The organism is Yersinia vastinensis, from assembly GCF_902726565.1.
Taxonomy (GTDB): Bacteria; Pseudomonadota; Gammaproteobacteria; order Enterobacterales; family Enterobacteriaceae; genus Yersinia; species Yersinia vastinensis.
The window spans coordinates 1-20,171 of sequence record NZ_CACVAF010000022.1 but is presented as its reverse complement, the minus strand read 5'-3'; the positions used below and the strand labels follow the sequence as shown (position 1 = coordinate 20,171).

Sequence of the window (20,171 nt, the reverse complement as noted above, 5' to 3'; positions counted from 1 at the left end):
CAAATGGCTAGCGGCACTTAGCACCGCTAGCCATTTGATATCATTAGTTTAAAGGCATTCTTTCGGGGTCAGGATAAGCATATTCAAATCCCAACTCGCTGCAAATCTTACTGCCATCGATCTCACGGATGGGCTCTTCAATATCGTCAGGTGCAAATTCGGGCGGCGTCAATTGCAAAGCCCGTGCACAAGCAGGATAAAAGTCACGCTTACGCGGGTGCATTGGCGCACACAGATTGTAAATATGACCGCCTCTTGGCAAATTAAGCAGCAACTCGATTGCGGAGATGACATCTTCCTGATGCACCAGATTCACCCCCTGCGAACCACCTTTCACGTTAGTTTTGCCTGCGAGGAAACGCCCAGGATGGCGATCGGCCCCCACAAGCCCGGCCAGCCGCAAGATATCCACCGAAGTATTTGGCAATTTGTGCAGCCAAAGTTCGAGTTCCTCTAGGGTTTTGCCTGCTGTGGTTACCGGTTGCAACGGCGAACTCTCTTTGATACGGCCACGGGTATCGCCATAAACCGAGGTGGAACTGGTGAAAATAATGCGCGGCACACCAAATGCTAGTGCACTATCGACCACCATCTGCACCGCTTGAAAATACTGCGCGCCACCGTCAGTGGAACGACTGGCTGGCAAGGTGATAATCAGGACATCGGCCGACATCAGTTGTGCCAAATCATCCGGTTCACAAATCAGTTCCGGTGTCAGTTGCAATTGATAACAATCAATCCCACTCATTCTGGCAGCATCAACGCCATCGGGTGTTGTCTTACTCCCTACCACCTGAACACCACGGCGAATCAGTGATTGCGCTAAAGGCAGGCCTAACCAACCAAGACCTATAATCGATACCTTTTTCATTGTCATCATCTCCAGAATGGCTTCACCCTAAACTTACGCCAATAATTAAAAGCTAACAATTGCCATACCATGGTATTGACTTGTTGTTGAGTAATCTGATTGATTTCTCTAAGGATATGCGCAAAGGAAAGATCTACCGCAGCCATACTCTGATGGCTGCGGCTGATTTTATAACGATCTGGGAATTCGTCAACTTACCTAGATTGGCAAGGGACTTAAGCCGTAGTTCTTCAAAACTCAAGTTAGGTGGGTGTCCATCCAATTAACCGCCCTTGAGGAATATAGATTACAACTCCCCTTACTTGACTAGTCGATTTTTATTGACTGTCTTACCATCTACTGAGAGTTCAGCATAGCCGGTATCTAATATGTCATTGACGGCAAGCCGCCCTCCCACGTCAACACGCAACTGATGCTTATTACTAAAGGTACCCGGACTGGTTAGACGGACGCCGGTCCAGGCAAATGTTGAGTAATGCTCACTCAACTTTTTCTCCTGACTTGCCATGAACGCGGGAAGCGACGACATATCAATTTTATCAAGAGAAATTAAGTAGTTATTGAGGTTGAATTTTGATGAATCACCACTCACGCGGATCTCTACCTGGCGTGGGCTTTGAAACTCACCGGTTCGAGTATCCATGCGCATGTTTAACAATCTATTCGCGTTTTCCGGGTTCAGGTAAGAGACACTACAAGTCGTCATCGCACCTTGCGGCTCCTTAGTACTACGGGACTTAATTTCCCCCCCAGAAGAAAAAAATGTACTTAATGTTGAAACCTTTGTCTCATCACCAAGCTTTTCTTTAACTTTCTTAAGACAAATATCTATTCCGTCTGATAATGAGTATTTATAATTTTTAACTGTATCAGTGGCATATAAAGGAGAATGAAAAAATATTGTTGTTCCAGCAATGGTCGATAAAATGTTAAGTTTAGTGAACACTCTCATAAAAATCCCTTTTAGGTTGATAGTACACTCAATATAATGAATATGATTAAAATAAATAATGTCCGCGCTCAATAAATTTGCTGATGATCTTGTTATACATTTATGTGGATTTTGAGTATCTAACTGACTGACAATTCAGTCGTTTTATCTTGCTATAAAGATTCATTTTTTCACGTTAATTCGTTGTATGTAACGCCTGGAGAGCAGATATATACAAGCTTCAGACTCTATAAAGGAAGTCGTCTCAGCTAATTAAGTACACTTTGTCGTTTACTTTAAAATATGGAGCACAATATGTTTTTTTCAAATAATACCTTTGAACTGTTTATGAAGAACCCGTCAAGATATTTAGGCACATCAGGCATTGTTTGCGGGATTTTACTTTGTATTGAATCTATAAGAAGCTATTTTATGGAAACCGATCTGTTTGGAATGCCAAATTATCAGACTGGAAATGTAAATTCATTGTTATATTTATTCTCAACCGGCGTTATAGTCATGCTAATAGGTATTTACTTATATAGAAAATCCATCCTTCATATCAAATAATCAATATAACTGAACTATGAGGATGTACCTTGCCAACCTGTTGGCCACCATTCCCCCAGAAATTGGCATGCTTATTTATCTGGCCTTCTTCGCCCAGTTTCAGCACCGCAATATTAGCCGCGCCACCCTGTTAGACCGTCCCATCCATTGTGGCAGCAAAGTCTTTGGCATGCAGACCCAATTAGCTTCCACAAACGGCTGGAGTTTTCATAAAACATGCCAGTTTTTCATTCATCGGCACAAGAGTCGTCCGTAATAACTTTCTGCTTAAATTATCCAAAATAGAGGAGATAATCACCGAAAGACAAGGCACAATCAGCAGATAACGTACCGCACTTACTTTGAAATAAAACAGCTCAATGAAAAAAAGGTTGCGCCCTACCCGCTTAATGGTTTACGTTGATTGACAGAAATTATGGCACGTTCCAAATATGGCTATTTTAGCTATGTAAGAAAGCCCAAACAGAGAAGCTACTATGAATCGCGTTCAATTTAATCACCATCATCACCATCATCCTGACTAGTCTTGCAGGCCGATGTGTGCTGGAAGACGGTTAACGAATCTTCCAGGTGGCGTAGAACGCAATAGAGAAAGCCCTCGGAAGATTATCTTCCGAGGGCTTTTTTGTTGTCCACGATTTTATAAAATTAAATTAATGAGTTAAGAGGATTACCATGCTAGATAAAACACGTTTGCGCATTGCGATGCAGAAATCAGGCCGCCTGAGTGATGATTGTCATGAATTGCTATCGCGCTGCGGGATTAAAATCAATTTACAACAACAGCGCCTGATCGCTTTTGCTGAAAATATGCCAATTGATATCCTACGTGTACGTGATGACGATATCCCAGGGTTGGTGATGGATGGCGTGGTTGATCTGGGCATTATTGGGGAAAACGTGCTGGAAGAAGAGTTACTGAGCCGCCGCGCTCAGGGCGAAGATCCTCGTTACTTCACCTTGCGTCGTCTGGATTTCGGTGGCTGCCGCTTGTCACTTGCCGCCTCACTTGATACCGAGTACACCGGCCCGCAGTGCCTGCAAAATAAACGCATCGCCACCTCTTACCCACACATTTTAAAACAATATCTTGATAAGCAAGGCGTGACGTTCAAATCTTGCTTATTGAACGGTTCTGTCGAAGTTGCCCCACGTGCTGGTTTGGCTGATGTTATCTGCGATTTGGTATCAACCGGCGCCACACTGGAAGCCAATGGCCTGCGTGAAGTCGAAGTCATTTATCGCTCTAAAGCGTGTCTGATTCAGCGTGATGGTGAAATGCCGACTGAAAAGCAGCAGCTCATTGACCGCTTAATGACCCGAATTCAAGGTGTAATTCAAGCACGTGAATCTAAGTACATAATGATGCACGCTCCGAGTGAGCGTCTGGACGAGATAATTACCCTACTACCGGGGGCTGAACGCCCTACCATTCTGCCATTGGCCGGTGATAAGAGCCGCGTGGCTATGCACATGGTGAGTAGCGAAACACTGTTCTGGGAAACCATGGAAAAACTGAAGGCGCTGGGTGCCAGCTCCATTCTGGTCTTACCGATTGAAAAAATGATGGAGTAACCCATGCAGCCGACGAATTTCAATACCTTAATCGACTGGCAGCAATGCAGCGAAGAGCAGCAAAAAACGCTGCTCAGTCGCCCGGCGATTAATGCTTCAGACCGGATTACCGCCACAGTAAGCGAAATCCTTGACCGAGTGAAAGCCGAGGGCGATAGTGCCTTACGCGACTTCAGTCAACGCTTTGATACTGTGAAAGTTAATGATATCCGTATCAGCAGCGATGAAATAGCCGCTGCCGCCGGGCGCTTGAATGACGATATTAAACAAGCTATGGCACAAGCGGTACGCAATATTGAAATCTTCCACAACGCACAGAAAATGCCGGTGGTGGATGTTGAAACTCAGCCGGGCGTACGCTGCCAGCAAATCACTCGCCCAATTGCCTCCGTCGGCTTATATATTCCCGGTGGCTCTGCTCCGTTGCTCTCTACGGTATTGATGCTTGGGACTCCCGCACGCATTGCCGGTTGTCAGCGAGTTATTTTATGTTCTCCACCGCCAATTGCTGATGAAATTCTGTACGCTGCGCAATTGTGTGGGATTAAAGAAGTGTTCCAGATTGGTGGGGCGCAAGCTATCGCCGCCATGGCTTTCGGCAGTGAATCCGTGCCGAAAGTGAACAAAATCTTCGGGCCGGGCAATGCGTATGTGACTGAAGCGAAACGACAGGTTAGCCAACGACTGGACGGCGCAGCAATTGACATGCCAGCAGGCCCGTCAGAAGTGTTAGTGATTGCCGACAGTGGTGCCACACCAGCGTTTATCGCCTCTGACTTGCTGTCCCAGGCCGAACATGGCCCGGATTCACAAGTGATCCTGCTGACCCCGGATGCCGCAATTGCTCAAGCTGTTGCCGAAGCCGTTGAAGAGCAACTCAAACAGTTATCGCGTGCGGATATCGCCCGTCAGGCACTCGAAAGCAGCCGCTTAATCATCACTAAAGATTTGCAGCAATGTATTGATATCAGCAATCAATACGGCCCAGAGCACTTAATTCTACAAATACGTCAACCAGAAGATGTTATCGACCAAATTGACAATGCCGGTTCCGTCTTTATGGGCGACTGGTCACCCGAATCTGCAGGTGACTATGCCTCTGGGACTAACCATGTGCTGCCCACCTATGGCTATACCTCGACCTATTCCAGCTTGGGCTTGGCTGACTTTGTAAAACGAATGACCGTGCAGCAATTAACTCCACAAGGCTTGTTGGGTTTGGCATCGACCATTGAAACGCTGGCGCAAGCTGAACAACTGACCGCTCACAAAAACGCCGTTACCCTACGTGTCGCTGCCCTGACAGCCACCAATAAGGAGCAAGCATGAGTAAGTCTGCCAATGTCACTGATTTGGCCCGCGCCAACGTCCGCGCACTGACCCCTTATATGTCTGCTCGCCGTTTGGGGGGAAATGGCGATGTGTGGCTCAATGCCAATGAATATCCACTGGCGAGCGAATACCAACTGACTGCACAAACGTTCAATCGCTACCCTGAGTGCCAGCCAACGTTGGTTATTGAACGCTATGCCGCTTATGCAGGATTAGAGACAGAGCAGGTCTTGGTCAGCCGTGGCGCTGACGAAGGTATCGAACTGTTGATTCGCGCTTTCTGTGAGCCGGGTAAAGATGCCATTCTGTTCTGCCCTCCGACTTATGGTATGTATGCCGTGAGCGCCGAAACCTTTGGTGTTGAACGACGCACCGTACAAGCTAAAACAGATTGGCAATTGGATTTACCCGCCATTAAAGAAAGTTTGGATGGGGTGAAACTGATTTACGTTTGTAGCCCAAACAACCCAACAGGCAACTTAATCAACCCCGCTGACTTACGTGAAATACTGGAACTGGCACAAGGCCGCGCTATCGTGGCTATCGACGAAGCCTATATTGAGTTCTGTCCACAAGCCTCAGTGAGTGGTTGGTTAAAAGATTATCCGAATTTAGTCATTTTGCGTACCTTATCGAAAGCCTTTGCATTAGCGGGTTTACGTTGTGGCTTTACACTCGCCAACAGCGATATCATCCAACTATTGCTTAAGGTGATTGCGCCCTACCCATTATCTACACCGGTTGCTGATATTGCCGCACAAGCACTCAGCCCGCAGGGCCTTGAGCAAATGCGTCAGCGGGTAAATGAAGTCCGAGCCAATCGCGAATGGCTACAGAATGCGCTGCAAGACTGCGCCTGTGTTGAACAAGTATTTACTAGCGAGAGTAACTATTTACTGGTGCGCTTCACTGCCTCGAGCAGTGTGTTCAAAACACTGTGGGATCAAGGCATTATTTTACGTGACCAAAATAAACAGCCAAGTTTATCCAACTGCTTGCGCATTACTATCGGTACCCGTGAAGAGTGTGAACGCGTTATTGCGGCTCTGGCTCCTCTGCCCGGCATTGATAGCACGAATAAAACTAATACCTCCAGCCTCCGTAAGGAAACAATATGAGCCAGAAATTTCTTTTTATTGACAGAGACGGCACCCTGATTGCGGAACCACCAGAAGATTATCAGGTTGACCGGCTGGATAAACTGGCGCTGGAGCCAGACGTTATTCCAGCACTACTGGCATTGCAAAAAGCAGATTACCGCTTGGTGATGATCACGAATCAAGATGGTTTAGGTACCAGTAGTTTCCCACAGGAAACCTTTGATCCGCCGCATAATTTGATGATGCAAATTTTCAGTTCTCAGGGAATCAATTTTGAGCAAGTATTAATTTGCCCACACCTGCCATCAGATAACTGTGCTTGTCGGAAGCCAAAAACAGCCTTGGTTGAAAGCTATTTGGCCGAAGGCGTGATGAACAGTGCCAACAGCTATGTGATAGGCGACCGCGAGACTGATTTACAGCTCGCTCAAAATATGGGTATCAACGGCCTGCGTTATCAACGTGACGGCTTAAATTGGTCGCAAATTGCCAAGCAACTCACCCAACGCGACCGCCATGCTCATGTTAACCGTGTCACCAAAGAAACCGCTATTGATGTTGATGTCTGGCTAGATCGCGAAGGCGGCAGCAAGATCAAAACCGGTGTTGGTTTCTTCGATCATATGCTGGACCAAATTGCCACTCACGGCGGTTTTCGTATGGATATTCAGGTCAGCGGTGATCTCTATATTGATGATCATCACACTGTGGAAGATACCGCGCTGGCACTGGGTGAAGCCATTAACAACGCACTGGGTGATAAACGAGGTATTGGCCGCTTTGGTTTTGTACTGCCAATGGATGAATGTCTGGCACGTTGCGCACTGGATATTTCTGGCCGCCCACACTTGGAATACAAAGCTGAATTTAACTACCAACGCGTCGGCGATCTGAGTACCGAGATGGTCGAGCACTTCTTCCGCTCCCTCTCCTATGCTATGGCCTGTACCCTGCACCTGAAAACCAAGGGTCGCAACGATCACCACCGGGTAGAGAGCCTGTTTAAAGTATTTGGTCGCACCTTACGTCAGGCTATCCGCGTAGAGGGTAACACCCTGCCAAGTTCCAAAGGGGTGCTCTAATGGAAGTGGTGATTCTGGATACCGGTTGTGCCAACCTCTCCTCTGTCACTTACGCGGTGCAGCGCTTAGGTTATGCGCCGGTAATCAGCCGTGACCCAGAGATTGTGTTGCGGGCCGATAAGCTGTTTCTGCCCGGTGTGGGTACCGCCCATGCTGCAATGGATCAACTGAAGCAGCGTGAGCTTATCGAGCTGATAAAAAGCTGCACTCAACCGGTTTTGGGCATCTGCCTCGGTATGCAATTGCTGGCTACCAGCAGTGAAGAAAGTGGCGGTATCGAGACACTCGGTATTATTGATACTCCGGTAAAACAGATGACGGACTTCGGTTTACCGCTACCGCATATGGGTTGGAATCAGATAACCCCTCAGGCGGGGAGTCATCTGTTCCGTGGTATCCCAGACGGAACTTATTTCTACTTTGTGCACGGATACGCAATGCCAATATGCCCAAATACCATCGCCCAAGCCAATTACGGCGAGCCGTTTACCGCCGCAGTCGAAAAAGACAACTTCTTTGGTGTGCAGTTTCATCCGGAACGCTCCGGAGCGGCTGGAGCCCAATTGCTGAAAAACTTTCTGGAGATGTAAGCACCATGATTATTCCCGCTTTGGATTTGATCGAAGGCAAGGTGGTGCGTTTGCATCAGGGCGATTACGGCCAACAGCGTGACTATGGCAATCACCCATTGCCACGCTTACAAGATTATCAGCAACAAGGTGCTCAGGTATTACATTTGGTTGATTTGACCGGTGCCAAAGATCCCGCTGCCCGCCAAATCCCGCTATTGCGCGAGTTACTGGCCGGTGTTGATGTGCCGGTACAAGTGGGGGGGGGTATCCGCAATGAGCAAGATGTTATTGCCCTACTGGAAGCCGGTGCGACGCGCGTGGTTGTTGGTTCAACCGCCGTTAAGCAACCCGAAATGGTACAACAATGGTTCGAGCGCTATGGTTCTGAAGCCATTGTCTTGGCGCTGGATGTACGCATTAATGATGCAGGTCGCAAGCAAGTGGCCATCAGCGGCTGGCAGGAAAACTCCGATGCTACGTTAGAGCAAATTGTCGAACAATTTTTGCCGTTTGGCCTCAAACATGTGCTCTGCACGGATATCTCCCGTGATGGTACGTTGAGTGGCTCGAATGTCGAACTGTATCAGGAAGTCTGCCAGCGCTATCCACAAGTGGCATTTCAGGCCTCCGGTGGCATTGGTTGTTTGGATGATATCGCTCGCCTACGTGGCAGTGGTGTACAAGGCGTGATAGTGGGCCGGGCGCTACTGGACGGTAAGTTCAATGTGAAGGAGGCGATTGCATGCTGGCAAAACGTATAATTCCTTGTCTGGATGTAAAAGACGGTCAAGTGGTTAAAGGCGTCCAGTTCCGTAATCATGAAATCATTGGTGATATCGTACCGTTGGCGCAGCGTTACGCGCAGGAAGGCGCCGATGAACTGGTATTTTACGATATCACCGCCTCCTCCGATGGCCGTGTTGTCGATAAAAGCTGGGTATCACGAGTCGCTGAAGTGATTGATATTCCTTTCTGCGTTGCAGGGGGAATTAAGAGTGTTGAAGATGCCGGTCAGATCCTGACTTTTGGTGCTGATAAAATCTCCATCAACTCACCAGCATTGGCTGACCCTACGTTAATTACCCGACTAGCCGACCGCTATGGCGTACAATGTATCGTCGTTGGTATTGATACGTGGTATGACGAGGAAAGTGATAGTTATCAGGTTTATCAGTTTACTGGTGATGAAAAACGCACCAAAGCTACCACCTGGCAGACCGAAGATTGGATCAAAGAAGTCCAATTACGCGGGGCCGGTGAGATTGTGCTGAATATGATGAATCAGGATGGCGTGCGTAACGGTTATGATTTGCGTCAGTTGAAACAGATGCGGGCTATCTGCCATGTTCCTCTGATTGCTTCTGGCGGTGCCGGAACACCAGAGCACTTCCTCGAAGCATTCCGAGATGCCGATGTTGACGGCGCGCTGGCAGCATCTGTGTTCCATAAGCAAATCATTAATATCGGCGAATTGAAAAAGTATTTGTCTGAACAAGGCGTGGAGATAAGAGTGTGTTAAGCGAACAACAAGTTAACCAACTAGATTGGGAAAAAGTCGACAACCTGATGCCAGCTATCGTTCAGCATGCCGTATCCGGCGAAGTTCTGATGATGGGGTATATGAATCGGGAAGCGCTAGCGGTAACTGAAGAGACGGGAAAAGTGACCTTTTTCTCTCGAACTAAACAGCGCCTATGGACTAAGGGCGAAAGCTCTGGTCACTTCCTCAATGTCGTAAATATCTACCCTGACTGCGACAATGACACGCTATTGATACTGGTTAACCCTGTCGGCCCGACCTGCCATTTAGGCCATAATAGTTGTTTTGCGCCGGCAGCTAGCGATTGGAGCTTCCTATATCAATTAGAGCAGTTGTTGGCATCACGTAAATCAGCAGATCCGGCCAGTTCTTACACTGCCAAACTCTATGCCAGTGGCACTAAACGCATTGCGCAGAAAGTGGGGGAAGAAGGTGTCGAAACCGCCCTCGCCGCGACGGTAAATGATCGCGAAGAGTTAACGAACGAATCCGCCGATTTGATGTATCACTTATTGGTATTATTGCAGGATCAGGATTTGGATCTGAGCAAAGTCATTGGTCGTCTGCGGGAACGCCACGAGAAGTAATTTTCCTGTGCACGTATGAAAGATAAAAAATGCCCCCGAAGGTTTCACTGCGGGGGCATTTTTATTGCGGTAAACCACCCATCAACGCATGTACTCAAGGGCACTTTGGCCGCTTAATCACGCCACCAAACCAAGGTGTTGCGAGCAACATTAGTCTGGGGGCGCCCAGCGCACAGGAACCCGGAACGTACACGTAGTAAGTGAGGAGTCCGAACACTGCGCAATCCCAGAAGGGCAAAGCGCAGTAGCCGAAAGACGGATTACTCCATCCATTCGGTGTGGAATACACCTTCTTTATCTATACGCTTATAAGTATGTGCACCAAAATAATCGCGCTGCGCCTGAATCAGATTGGCGGGCAGCACTGCGGAACGGTAACTATCATAGTAGTTAATCGCCGCGGAGAAAGTTGGCGTCGGGATACCATTTTGAACAGCGTAAGACACTACATCACGCAGTGCTTGTTGGTATTCATCAGCGATTGTCTTGAAGTAGGGTGCCAGCAACAAGTTAGCGATATCTGCATTTTCTGCATATGCATCAGTGATTTTCTGCAAGAACTGAGCACGAATAATGCAACCCGCACGGAAAATCTTAGCGATTTCACCATAATGCAGATCCCAGTTATTTTCGTCAGACGCCGCTTTCAGCTGAGAGAAACCTTGTGCGTAAGAAACAATTTTACCCAGATACAGTGCACGACGGATTTTTTCGATAAACTCAGCTTTATCACCGGCAAAAGGCTGTACTTTAGGACCAGTCAGCACTTTAGATGCAGCTACTCGCTGATCTTTCAACGAAGACAAATAGCGAGCAAACACTGATTCCGTGATCAATGTTAATGGCTCACCCAAGTCCAGAGAACTTTGGCTGGTCCATTTACCTGTACCTTTATTCGCAGCTTCATCCAGAATCACATCAACCAGATATTTACCATCTTCATCTTTTTTGGTGAAGATATCTTTGGTGATATCAATTAGATAGCTGTTCAGCTCACCTTTATTCCACTCAGTAAAGGTACTTGCTAATTCTTCGTTGCTCAGGTCCAAAGACTGTTTCAACAGAGAATAGGCTTCAGCGATCAATTGCATATCACCGTATTCGATACCGTTGTGAACCATCTTCACGTAATGACCTGCACCGTCTGCACCGATATAAGCAACACATGCTTCACCATCGTCGGCACGAGCAGCAATCTTCTCAAGAATTGGTGCAACCAGTTCGTAAGCTTCTTTCTGACCGCCAGGCATGATTGAAGGGCCTTTCAATGCGCCCTCTTCGCCACCGGAAACGCCGGTGCCAATAAAGTTAAAGCCTTGCTCAGAAAGTTCACGATTACGACGGATGGTGTCTTTGTAGTAAGTATTACCACCATCAATCAGAATGTCACCTTTATCAAGATGTGGCGTCAGTGAGGCAATTGTCTTATCCGTTGCTTCACCCGCTTTCACCATCAGCAGGATACGGCGCGGTTTTTCCAGTGAATCAACAAACTCTTCAACGGTATAACTTGGCACCAGATTCTTACCTGGATTCTCAGCGACCACTTCGTCGGTTTTATCTGATGAACGGTTAAAGATAGAGACGGAATAACCACGACTTTCGATGTTGAGCGCCAGGTTACGGCCCATCACCGCCATACCGACAACGCCGATCTGTTGTTTGGACATTAAAAAAACTCCTGTCTGAAGGATGACACCTGTTACCGGCTATGAGGCCAACAGGTTTTTGATGTGGGAAACATGTTAACTCAGGATTATGTCAGCTGGGTAGTGATTGGTGCGATAGATAGCACAACTGACCAGTTGCTGTCCGCAATGGTTTGCTTTCCCTGACTGAGCGTTAAACATGATTCAACTCATTAAGACGAATGACACAAAAAAAAAAGCAATCACATGGATTGCTTTTCATTTATCTTAAATCGCAGCCTAGGCTAAAAAATCTTTTAACCAAGCTTTAAACTCAGCGCCTTGCTTTGGATGACGTAATCCATAAGCAACATATGCTTGCATATAACCTAATTTCTCACCGCAGTTATAAGATTGCCCGGTTAAAGCAACAGCGTCGACCGGCTTTTCCTCTGCTAATGCGTCAATGGCATCAGTCAATTGAATGCGCCCCCATGCCCCGGGCTTGGTTTTCTCTAATAACGACCAAATATCGGCTGACAGCACATAACGCCCAACTGCTGATAGATTTGATTGTAAGTCAACCGGGCTTTGTGGTTTCTCAACCATGGCTTTAATTCGACTGCTCTCACCGGGTGCCAGATCTGGCTTTTCACAAGAGATTACCGAGTAATTTGAAAGCGCTTCTGGTTCAACCGAATGCACTAATACCTGGCTAGTACCTGTTTCTTCGAAACGTTTGACCAATTGAGCAAGATTATCCCGAGTCAAATCTGATTTCGCATCATCAATCAGAACATCTGGCAGTAACACAGCAAATGGCTCATCCCCCACCAGTGGCTTGGCACAGAGCACCGCATGGCCCAAACCTTCAGCATGCCCTTGACGAATATGCATAATAGTCACCCCCGGCGGGCAGATAGACTGCACTTCGTCCAATAGCTGGCGCTTAACGCGGGCCTCCAGCATCGCTTCCAGTTCATAGGAAGTATCAAAATGGTTTTCTACCGCATTCTTTGATGAATGGGTTATCAAGATAATCTCTTTAATACCGGCAGCAACACATTCGTTAACTACATATTGAATCAATGGCTTATCAACAATAGGCAGCATTTCTTTTGGAATGGCTTTCGTAGCAGGGAGCATTCTCATGCCTAACCCCGCCACAGGGATCACTGCTTTCAATTTGGTCATAATTAACCTACTGATTTCTTGTGAAAATTTAAAATCATTCTACATACAGCCACTAACTCATGTTAGTTGATTTGCTGTTTTAACCAAGCCGCAAAATTTTCACCTTCGGTATTATGACGAACACCATAGGTGACAAATGCCTTCATGTAGCCAAGTTTATCGCCACAATCGTGAGACTTACCCGTCATATGGAAAGCTTCTACAGGTTCTTGCTCCATTAACATCGCAATTGCATCCGTAAGCTGAATTTCATCCCCTGCACCACGGGGTGTCTTCTTCAATAGTGGCCAGATATCTTTTGACAACACATAGCGCCCGACCACCGCAAGGTTAGACGGTGCATCAGCTACGGAAGGTTTCTCAACAACTGCTGTCATCAGGGTGCTCTCACCTGGTGCTAAATCGACATGACCGCAGTCTGCAATACCATATTTAGAAACATCAGCTTGTGGTACCGGCTCAACCATAATCTGGCTACGCCCAGTTTCCTCAAAGCGCTGAATCATCTTGGCAAGATTTTCTTTAGATAAATCGGCTGTTGAATCATCAAGTAAAACATCAGGTAGCAGTACAATAAACGGATTGTCTCCCACCATAGGTTGAGCACAAAGGACTGCATGACCTAAGCCTTTGGCATGACCCTGTCGTACCTGCATGATAGTGACATCCGGTGGGCAAATGTTTTTAATTTCCTTTAATAACTGCCGCTTAACTCGTGATTCCAGAGCCGCTTCCAATTCAAATGATGTATCAAAATGGTTTTCTATCGCATTTTTGGATGAGTGGCTAACCAGCACGATCTCTTTAACCCCGGCGGCAACACATTCATTCACGATATATTGAATCAGGGGCTTGTCGACCACTGGCAGCATTTCTTTCGGAATCGCCTTGGTCGCCGGCAACATGCGGGTGCCAAGTCCTGCGACAGGAATGACTGCTTTCAAACACTTCATTTGTTATGACCTCTTCAACTTTAAACAGTTAAATCTGGTGGGATTAGTTCTGTGAACGAAACGCAATAAACTAGGATAATTCATTATTCATTTATCTGTATCCAAGCTTACATCAGAAAGTTCCTGATTACATTTATAAAATATCAGCAGATATTTCATAAATTAATCATAACAAAGAGAAACGAATAAATATTATACTGTTAAAAACATTCATTTTAAAAACACACATAAAAAAGATACATTAAATCATCTAGCCATTATTTCATTATATAAATCGATATAACTTGAAACCATTTTTTCAGAGGTGAAGTTTTCTAGATAACGATTTCGGGCATTACGGCCAAACTCTTCTGATAACTCAATATTATCCCACAACTGATCCATCGCTAATCTTAATGCTGCAGGATCTGATGGAGGGACAACCAATCCAGTGTGTTGATTGATATTAATGAAAGTCGTTCCTGTCCCAATTTCACTTGAAATTAAGGGCTTACCGTACATAGCACCTTCTAACAAAGTGATACCAAAAGCCTCAGAACGTAAGTGAGAAGGAAAGACAACTGCAGAGCATAGAGTTAACAAAGCCGTTTTATCTTCATCAGATACCGCACCTAAAAAATGAATATTTTCAATTTTTAGTTCTTTTGCCTGTTTTTTTAATTCAGACTCAATGGGCCCCGCACCAACAATAACAATCGGGTAAGTTGAGTTTTTAGCTGCTTCAATAAGAATGTGTAAACCCTTATAATAGCGAAAAGCTCCGACAAACAAAAAGAAACGAGAACCAAATTTGTTTTTCCAAAACTCAAGACGACTCGGTGTTGGTATCGGATAAGATTTCTCATCTAGCCCATAAGGAATAACACTAACTTTATGTGAAAACTTCTTCAGTGTTACACTGGTTGCCACATAATTAGGAGAAGCGGCCACAATATGTGAAACATCACCAAGAAACAGATTCATTAGTGGTGCATATACTTTTAATATGTTTTTTTGCTTAACAATATCAGAATGATAACTAACAACAGTCGGCTTTTTAATACCCGATAGAAAATGAACCATATCCATAAAAGGGAATGGAAAATGATAATGGATAATATCAGCCTGTTGAGCTAGCTTTTTAAAATCCCTTAATGCCTGAAAGGAAAAAGGGGTTGATGCTGCTTCAAAATTTATTGGAGAACAATATGCCGTATGCGATTTTATTCTCTGATTAGAGATACTACCTCGTTTACTTAAAGAAAGAACTGTCGAGTCAATACCTCTATTTGCACCACCCTCGCACAATTGGAAAATAACTTGCTCAATACCACCAAATGAATCCGGATAATATGTTTTATAAAAATGCAGTACTTTTAACATTATATTGTCATACCTGCTTATAGGCTTTTATTGTTTCTTGAGCACATTTAGCCCATGAAAATGTTTTCGCTCTGGAGAGGCCTAATTCTATTGATCGACTACGCCAATTTTCATCTTCCAGACTTTTAATAATAGCGGTAGTCAATCCCTCAACATCCAGCGCATCACACATCAAACCCGACTCACCTAAAACCTCAGGCAATGAGGCCGCATTTGAGCAAACAACAGGTACTCCCGAAGCCATAGCTTCTAGAACTGGTAACCCAAACCCTTCATATAATGAAGGAAACAGAAAGGTTTTTGCCCCAGAGAAAAGCAGAGGTAGTTCTTCCGAACTCAGGTAACCAAGATACAATAACCACCCTTGTTGGGCGGCTAGTTCAAAGCGACGGTGCAAGACATCACTATTCCAACCAGAGAAACCACAAATTACCAATGGATATTGGGTGCGCATCTTCAACGGAATGCGCTCATAAGCATCGAGTAAAGTTGCTATATTTTTTCTTGGTTCGATTGTTCCTGTAAATAACGTATATTGACCTGCAATTAAGTTCAATCGGCCCATTAAACTTTGCAAAGAAGCATATTCACGAGGATAGAAATCACCACTACTCGCTAATGGTGCTGAGACTATTTTCTCGATAGGATAATCAAAATACTCTGCTAGCTCTTTGCGGTTAAATTCAGAGTCTGTAATTAATACTTTAGCTCTTTTTAACGTGAGTAATAACTCTTTTTGCATATAGCGAACACGATTTTCCGGATGACATTGAGGCCAAGTAAAAATGGAAAGATCATGAAAAGTAGCAACAGCATTAGGAACACGGGGAGGTAGATAAAAGTTTGGACTATGATAAATAAAACTATCGTAAGATCTTAAAGCTAGACTCTTTAGCCAAGGTGCAGAAAGACGATATAGCTCACTGGCGACTACGCTATTTTTGACAAAAGTTTTTACTTTTGATGTCGGACTCGATTTAACATTTATACTAGATAAATCTCGAGATATCCTTCTTCCTTGCAAAAAAAGAAGATCTGAAATTTCATTATTACCCTGTAATTCTCGAGCTAACTCATAAGTATAACGACCAATCCCAGTCAAAGGATATTTAATAGGATCAGTACCAAAAATAACTTTCATTATTAAGCTTCCAGCATCCAGCGCAAAGTCTCTTCTAATGGTGGGGTATTCCATCCATCAACAATACTTTGTAATTTACTAGAATCTCCACATAACGTTTTCACTTCATTAGCGCGAACAAAAGCGGGATTAACATGAATAGTTAGATTATGCGAGGTGATTTCTTCACATATATTAATAACTTCGCGTAAAGAATAAGTTCTACCTGAACAGACATTAACAATTTCGCCAATAGGTTTGGCTAATAATAATCCCAAATAAGCTTTAACTAAAGCTCTTACATCTGTAAAATCACGCCATACATCCAAATTGCCTAACTCAATTTCATTCGCTTTACGTTTAAAGTGAGAAACGATCTTCGGTAGCAAGAAATTATCTGTTTGTCCTACGCCAGTATAATTAAATGGACGAGCAATGATAATTGGCAATTTTTCTGACCAAAGTTTAGCCATATATTCCATAGCTAACTTACTAACAGCGTAATCATTTGCCGGATTCACCACTGCCGTTTCACTCAACATCCCTGCTTGTGTATTACCATAAACATTGGCACTACTTGCAAGTAAGACTGCTTCAATACTGTTAGCTGCAGCACTAATAGCTGCCAGTAAGTTTCGAGTTCCGACAATATTTACATCATAAAAAGCGGCAGGGTTACCATGACCAACAAAAGCAATAGCCGCAAGGTGAACCACAACCTGAGGTTTTACCTGTTCAATAACAGAAGTTAGTCCATCCACATCCATTAGATCTACTTGAAAATAGTCGAGATCGTTTGAAGGCTGAGAACCTAAACCATATACCCGGTAACCGGCGGCGGATAGCTCCGCCGCCATATAATGGCCCGTAAATCCCTGAATACCGGTGATCAGGGCACGCTTGCCATTCATTATCATCAGAATGAGAAACCTTGTTTATTCCGACGAAGATCTTCTTCTACCATCATTTGGCAGAGTTCTTCTAATGTTGTTTTTGGTTCCCAACCAAGCACATCTTTTGCTTTTTGTGGGTTCCCAATCAATAATTCAACCTCAGCAGGGCGGTAGAACTTAGGATTCACTTTAACCAAAGTTTTTCCTGTTACTGTATCGACCCCGATTTCATTTTCATCTTTCCCTTCAAAGCGTAAATTAAAGCCAGCAGCTTTGAATGCCATAGAAACAAAATCACGCACAGTTTCAGTACGGTTGGTTGCTAGAACAAAGGTATCAGGCACATCAGCTTGCAGCATTCGCCACATACCCTCTACATACTCTTTAGCAAAACCCCAATCGCGTTTAGCATCCATATTCCCTAATTCAAGAATATCCAATTTGCCTAATTTAATTTTTGCTACTGAGTCAGTAATTTTACGCGTAACAAATTCACGACCACGCAGTGGTGATTCGTGATTAAAGAGAATACCGCTGCAGCCAAAAATACCGTAACTCTCACGATAGTTAATAGTCATCCAGTGCGCGTACAATTTAGCTACACCATAAGGGCTGCGTGGGTAAAATGGTGTTTCTTCAACCTGTGGTATAGCTTGAACTTTACCGAACATTTCAGAGGTTGAAGCCTGATAAAAACGAATTTTCGTGTTAACAATACGAATAGCTTCTAATAAATTCAGTGGACCGATACCAGTAATTTCTGCGGTTGTTGCAGGTTGGTCAAAAGAAACACCAACAAAACTTTGAGCAGCCAAGTTATACACTTCAGTTGCTTGTGTAGTTTGTAATAAACGAATACTGGCAGAAAGATCGGTAAGATCATATTCGACTAAGTGTAGGTTAGGATGTTTATCAATACCTAACTCTTCAATACGCCAGAAATTAACCGAACTAGTGCGGCGATAAGTGCCATAAACTTTATAGCCTTTCTCAAGTAATAGTTCTGCGAGATATGCGCCATCTTGGCCTGTAATACCAGTTATTACTGCAGTCTTCATATTTTAATTAACCTTTAAGTTACAAAATTTAATCATTACTTTAATAGAAACCTAACTAGATGAGAAGCACTATCAGACCATGTTAGCCAAGATAAATTCTCTGATGTTGGATGAGTGTCATCTTTGTATTGCATAATCCATTCAATAATTGCATCAGAAAGCACGTTGGGGTCTTGAGAGTCAAAATAAAATGCATTTTCACCTACTATTTCTCTAAAAACAGAGATATCTCTGATAATTAAAGGTAGTGACTTCCTTGCTGCCTCTATTAGTGGGAGACCAAAACCTTCTGCTTCTGAAGCGAATATCAAGGCACTAGAAGATGAATATATAGAATTCAGTTCATTATCATCTACATGATCAAATCAAAAAAGATGATGATTTAACTCACTATGTTTTTTCAATTTTGAAACAATATTAGGGATAGTACGTCGGAGTTCATTTGGTAGTTGTAGCCACCCCTCTTTCCCTACAATAATCAAATTAACATCAATACCTTTATTCCATAATATGTCAAATGCTTCTAAAACTTGTAAATGACCTTTTCTAGGTTCTAGAGTACCTACCATTAAGAATGTTATTTTTTTATCTACTAGAGAAGCTGTTTGATTCTTTTTACTATTATCACTTGGTTTTACTGGAACAGCATCTATATCAGCTCCTAGGTGTGACCACCCAAGAATAACTTTATCTATATTAATATTATTTTTATCACACCAATTTTCATATGAATTAAGCACACTTTTTGATATGAAAACGATCTTCTCTGAAATAGATGTAATAACCTTTAACCACTCTTTAAAATTATCACTACTGCCTGGGGGGAAGAATTCAGGATTAGTGACAGGAAGAATATCATTGACCATAAAGCAAATCTTCATGCCTTTTTGTTTTAATTTTAAATAAAATCCATGTATATTTGCATCAACAACATCATCACAATTTAGATCTGAGGAAAATAATATATCACCCTCATAAAAGTCTACAGGCTCATCGTTAAAACAATCTGGCACTTTATTAAACAATTCTCTTACAAAACCATGAGCATGTTTTAATATATAATCATCATTAACTTTTTCCATATAAACAGGAAGGATAATCACATCATCAATGTTACGCTTAATTAATTCAGCTACAAGTGTTCTTGTGACTCGCTCAATTCCCGTCCGTAATGAAGTACGAGCAGTTGCAGTAACATCATAAAAAATTCTTTTTTTAGGTTTCAATATTGGAAACGTTTCAGCTAATGAACCAGCTAATTTATTAAGTTCGCTCTTATGACTAACAGATAGTTTTGCTAAAAGGGGTACTAAACTTTCTGGTGTACTATTATATATTTGGGTAATCTTCTTATAAAACATCTCTGCGCAATAATCTGGGGAATGGTTTTTATTGATATAACCCCTGGCTAAAGTAGATAATAACTCCCGTTGTTGTTGATTAGAGAATAGATTATTTAACGCTATGGTTAAGTCATCAATTTCAAAATCATCATTCAATCTATAGGCTATTTCACTACTAATTTCAGCCATAGAGCCGTTAGCATTGTATATTGTCGGTAACCCATAATTCAAACAATCTAGTAAAGCTGCAGATGTTTCACCACGTGAATGAGATCTTAATTGAATACCTATATCAGCAGAGATTAAATAATCATAATATTTTTCATCATCAACCCAGCCAGTAATTATAACTTTATCGCCAAGCTCAAAATTAGAAATTAATTCATCAATTAATTTTTTATAAGGACCACTGCTCTCACCGACAAATATTATTTTTACATTACTATGTTTAAGGCAAGAG

19 protein-coding genes, 2 pseudogenes and 1 other annotated feature are annotated in these 20,171 nt (G+C 43.7%); of the genes and pseudogenes, 10 read left to right on the top strand and 11 right to left on the bottom strand.

Annotated features, from left to right (window positions below):
• Nucleotides 1-43: 43 nt before the first annotated feature.
• A complete protein-coding gene (locus HUZ92_RS20350; RefSeq protein ID WP_050098537.1) occupies nucleotides 44-871 on the bottom strand; it encodes an SDR family oxidoreductase in 828 nt (275 codons plus the stop codon).
• Between the two features lie 298 nt (nucleotides 872-1,169).
• On the bottom strand, nucleotides 1,170-1,823 hold the full coding sequence (locus HUZ92_RS20345; RefSeq protein ID WP_050140724.1) for a hypothetical protein: 654 nt from the start codon (nucleotides 1,821-1,823) through the stop codon (nucleotides 1,170-1,172).
• Nucleotides 1,824-2,394: 571 nt separating this feature from the next.
• On the opposite strand from HUZ92_RS20345, the gene HUZ92_RS20340 reads away from it, so the two are divergent.
• The 10 genes from HUZ92_RS20340 to hisIE all read left to right on the top strand — a co-directional run bounded on the left by HUZ92_RS20340 (nucleotide 2,395) and on the right by hisIE (nucleotide 10,160).
• The gene (locus tag HUZ92_RS20340) at nucleotides 2,395-2,628 is read left to right on the top strand and encodes a hypothetical protein (protein WP_174846882.1); all 234 of its coding nucleotides are present in this window, start codon (nucleotides 2,395-2,397) and stop codon (nucleotides 2,626-2,628) included.
• Between the two features lie 220 nt (nucleotides 2,629-2,848).
• Nucleotides 2,849-2,896 (top strand): his operon leader peptide, encoded by a 48-nt coding sequence (gene hisL, locus HUZ92_RS20335; RefSeq protein ID WP_002231208.1) that lies wholly within the window; start codon nucleotides 2,849-2,851, stop codon nucleotides 2,894-2,896.
• Nucleotides 2,872-3,001 (top strand) — a sequence feature (His leader region). It overlaps the preceding gene by 25 nt.
• Nucleotides 3,002-3,047: 46 nt before the next feature.
• A complete protein-coding gene (gene hisG, locus HUZ92_RS20330) occupies nucleotides 3,048-3,947 on the top strand; it encodes an ATP phosphoribosyltransferase (RefSeq protein WP_050098543.1) in 900 nt (299 codons plus the stop codon).
• 3 nt (nucleotides 3,948-3,950) lie between these two features.
• Nucleotides 3,951-5,276 carry a histidinol dehydrogenase gene (gene hisD, locus HUZ92_RS20325; RefSeq protein ID WP_050098545.1) on the top strand — a complete coding sequence of 442 codons (1,326 nt, stop codon included), beginning with the start codon at nucleotides 3,951-3,953 and terminating at the stop codon, nucleotides 5,274-5,276.
• Complete coding sequence (gene hisC / locus HUZ92_RS20320; protein WP_050098546.1) at nucleotides 5,273-6,397, top strand: histidinol-phosphate transaminase; 1,125 nt, start codon at nucleotides 5,273-5,275, stop codon at nucleotides 6,395-6,397. The genes hisD and hisC overlap by 4 nt, the downstream gene beginning before the upstream one ends.
• Nucleotides 6,394-7,461, top strand: coding sequence for a bifunctional histidinol-phosphatase/imidazoleglycerol-phosphate dehydratase HisB (gene hisB / locus HUZ92_RS20315; RefSeq protein ID WP_050140723.1), 1,068 nt, complete (start codon nucleotides 6,394-6,396; stop codon nucleotides 7,459-7,461). The genes hisC and hisB overlap by 4 nt, the downstream gene beginning before the upstream one ends.
• Nucleotides 7,461-8,051, top strand: coding sequence for an imidazole glycerol phosphate synthase subunit HisH (hisH, locus tag HUZ92_RS20310; RefSeq protein ID WP_050098549.1), 591 nt, complete (start codon nucleotides 7,461-7,463; stop codon nucleotides 8,049-8,051). Before hisB ends, hisH begins: the two co-directional genes overlap by 1 nt.
• Before the next feature lie 5 nt (nucleotides 8,052-8,056).
• Nucleotides 8,057-8,794 (top strand): 1-(5-phosphoribosyl)-5-[(5-phosphoribosylamino)methylideneamino]imidazole-4-carboxamide isomerase, encoded by a 738-nt coding sequence (hisA, locus tag HUZ92_RS20305; RefSeq protein ID WP_050098550.1) that lies wholly within the window; start codon nucleotides 8,057-8,059, stop codon nucleotides 8,792-8,794.
• On the top strand, nucleotides 8,776-9,552 hold the full coding sequence (gene hisF, locus HUZ92_RS20300; RefSeq protein WP_046051258.1) for an imidazole glycerol phosphate synthase subunit HisF: 777 nt from the start codon (nucleotides 8,776-8,778) through the stop codon (nucleotides 9,550-9,552). The genes hisA and hisF overlap by 19 nt, the downstream gene beginning before the upstream one ends.
• The gene (hisIE, locus tag HUZ92_RS20295) at nucleotides 9,546-10,160 is read left to right on the top strand and encodes a bifunctional phosphoribosyl-AMP cyclohydrolase/phosphoribosyl-ATP diphosphatase HisIE (RefSeq protein ID WP_050098551.1); all 615 of its coding nucleotides are present in this window, start codon (nucleotides 9,546-9,548) and stop codon (nucleotides 10,158-10,160) included. The genes hisF and hisIE overlap by 7 nt, the downstream gene beginning before the upstream one ends.
• Before the next feature lie 260 nt (nucleotides 10,161-10,420).
• Here the strand turns inward: hisIE and gndA are convergent, their stop codons facing one another.
• The 9 genes and pseudogenes from gndA to HUZ92_RS21060 all read right to left on the bottom strand — a co-directional run.
• Nucleotides 10,421-11,830: an NADP-dependent phosphogluconate dehydrogenase gene (gndA, locus tag HUZ92_RS20290; protein WP_050098556.1), complete on the bottom strand. Its 1,410-nt coding sequence runs from the start codon at nucleotides 11,828-11,830 to the stop codon at nucleotides 10,421-10,423.
• A 258-nt stretch (nucleotides 11,831-12,088) separates the two neighbouring features.
• On the bottom strand, nucleotides 12,089-12,982 hold the full coding sequence (galU, locus tag HUZ92_RS20285) for a UTP--glucose-1-phosphate uridylyltransferase GalU (protein WP_050098558.1): 894 nt from the start codon (nucleotides 12,980-12,982) through the stop codon (nucleotides 12,089-12,091).
• A 62-nt stretch (nucleotides 12,983-13,044) separates the two neighbouring features.
• The gene (gene galU / locus HUZ92_RS20280) at nucleotides 13,045-13,935 is read right to left on the bottom strand and encodes a UTP--glucose-1-phosphate uridylyltransferase GalU (protein ID WP_050295467.1); all 891 of its coding nucleotides are present in this window, start codon (nucleotides 13,933-13,935) and stop codon (nucleotides 13,045-13,047) included.
• A 246-nt stretch (nucleotides 13,936-14,181) separates the two neighbouring features.
• Nucleotides 14,182-15,297, bottom strand: coding sequence for a glycosyltransferase family 4 protein (locus HUZ92_RS20275; RefSeq protein ID WP_050098563.1), 1,116 nt, complete (start codon nucleotides 15,295-15,297; stop codon nucleotides 14,182-14,184).
• A 7-nt stretch (nucleotides 15,298-15,304) separates the two neighbouring features.
• Nucleotides 15,305-16,438 carry a glycosyltransferase family 4 protein gene (locus HUZ92_RS20270; RefSeq protein WP_050098565.1) on the bottom strand — a complete coding sequence of 378 codons (1,134 nt, stop codon included), beginning with the start codon at nucleotides 16,436-16,438 and terminating at the stop codon, nucleotides 15,305-15,307.
• Nucleotides 16,439-16,440: 2 nt separating this feature from the next.
• Nucleotides 16,441-17,334 carry a GDP-mannose 4,6-dehydratase gene (locus HUZ92_RS20265; RefSeq protein ID WP_050140721.1) on the bottom strand — a complete coding sequence of 298 codons (894 nt, stop codon included), beginning with the start codon at nucleotides 17,332-17,334 and terminating at the stop codon, nucleotides 16,441-16,443.
• Nucleotides 17,334-18,368, bottom strand: a complete 1,035-nt coding sequence (gene gmd, locus HUZ92_RS20260; RefSeq protein ID WP_050098574.1) for a GDP-mannose 4,6-dehydratase — start codon at nucleotides 18,366-18,368, stop codon at nucleotides 17,334-17,336. The genes HUZ92_RS20265 and gmd overlap by 1 nt, the downstream gene beginning before the upstream one ends.
• A gap of 35 nt (nucleotides 18,369-18,403) precedes the next feature.
• Nucleotides 18,404-18,937: pseudogene (locus HUZ92_RS21065) on the bottom strand (glycosyltransferase).
• Between the two features lie 906 nt (nucleotides 18,938-19,843).
• Nucleotides 19,844-20,101 (bottom strand): annotated as a pseudogene (locus HUZ92_RS21060) (hypothetical protein); the annotation flags it as partial.
• Nucleotides 20,102-20,171 lie beyond the last annotated feature (70 nt).